The organism is Streptomyces otsuchiensis (assembly GCF_004305975.1).
In the GTDB taxonomy this organism is placed as follows: Bacteria; Actinomycetota; Actinomycetes; order Streptomycetales; family Streptomycetaceae; genus Streptomyces; species Streptomyces otsuchiensis.
On sequence record NZ_BHZI01000515.1, the window covers coordinates 1 to 1,499 of the forward strand.

Genomic DNA, 1,499 nt, shown 5'->3' on the forward strand with positions numbered 1-1,499 from the left:
GTCTACGGCGCCCTTCGCCCGCACGGCGGGGACGGCCGGGGCGGGGTCCACCGCCGGTTTCCGGACTTAGCCTCCGCGGAGGCGACGGCCGCTACCGGGGGCCGGAACCGGTGACGGGGGGCGTGGCCAGCCGTTTCGGCGCCCGGGTGCGCCGGGGCGGCGGGCGGGAGGGGCCGGTTTCGGCCCGGTGCGGCGGCCGTTGTCCAGGAGTGCCGGACAACTCGCTTGATCGGGCCATATGCTGATGAGGCTACAGGGATGCCCGGCCCCGGAGGACTCGATGACCACTCGCGGACGTCACCGCCGCTACCGTCCCAGCCCCGTCTCCCGGGCTTCGCTCACCGTGACAGCGAGCGGCGCCGGCCTGGCGCTGCCGTTGATCAGCGCGGCGACCGCCGGTGCGGCCTCCTCCGAGACGTGGGACAAGGTCGCGGAGTGCGAGTCCGGGCAGGACTGGTCGATCGACTCCGGCAACGGACACTTCGGCGGCCTGCAGTTCCGGCAGAGCACGTGGGAGCAGTTCGGCGGCACGGTCTACGCGGAGCGCGCCGACCTGGCGACCCGCGAGGAACAGATGGCGGTCGCCGAGAAGGTGCTGGACGGCCAGGGTCCGAAGGCGTGGCCGGTCTGTTCCGAGCGCGCGGGCCTGACCGCCGGGACGGCCGCCCCCGACGCGGGGCCGCGCGACGCCGGTCAGGACGTGGACACCGGAGCCCAGCGTGCCGCGGGTACCGGCAACGACACCCGGCCGGCCGCCGCCTCCCCCCGGACCGCCGCCGACACCGCGGACGCGCTGCACGAGGTGGTATCCGGTGACAACCTCTCCCGCATCGCGGACGACCACGGCGTCTCGGGCGGATGGCAGTCGCTCTACGAGCTGAACCGGTCGACGATCGGCAAGGACCCGCATCTGATCTTCCCCGGCCAGCGGCTGGCGCTGGCGGGCTCGGCCGCTCCGGCGGCCCCGAAGGAGAAGGCCCCCGAGGAGAAGGCGCAGCCCGCGCCGGCTCAGCAGGAGAAGAAGCAGAAGCCGGCGGAGAAGGCTCCGGCTCCCAGCGCTCCCAGCGAGGAGAAGGCGGAGCAGCAGGCCGGGGAGAAGGAGCAGGAGAAGGCCGCCGCCGAGGCGGAGAGCGCGGCGAAGCCCTCGCGGGACAAGGAGCGGGAGACCACCGCCGAGAGCAAGCCGCCTGCCGCCGCGTACACCTCCCCGGTCGGTGGAGGCACCGGAACGTCCTACCGCGCGACGGGCAGTTCGTGGTCGCAGGGCTACCACACCGGTGTCGACTTCCCGGTGCCGATGGGCACCTCCGTGAAGTCGGTGACCAACGGCACGGTGGTGGCGGCCGGCTGGGCGGGATCGTTCGGCTACGAGGTGATCGTGCGTCACGCGGACGGCCGGTTCAGCCAGTACGCCCATCTGTCGGCGATCTCCGTCTCGGCGGGCCAGCCGGTGACCACGGGTCAGCAGCTGGGGCGGGGGTGTTCGACGGGCCACTCCT

The 1,499-nt window shown here is 73.7% G+C and carries 1 protein-coding gene; it reads left to right on the forward strand.

Annotated features, from left to right (window positions below; genetic code table 11):
• Nucleotides 1-280 precede the first annotated feature (280 nt).
• On the forward strand, nt 281-1,499 hold a 1,219-nt coding region (locus E0D90_RS28455; RefSeq protein ID WP_130800284.1), incomplete at its 3' end, for a transglycosylase family protein.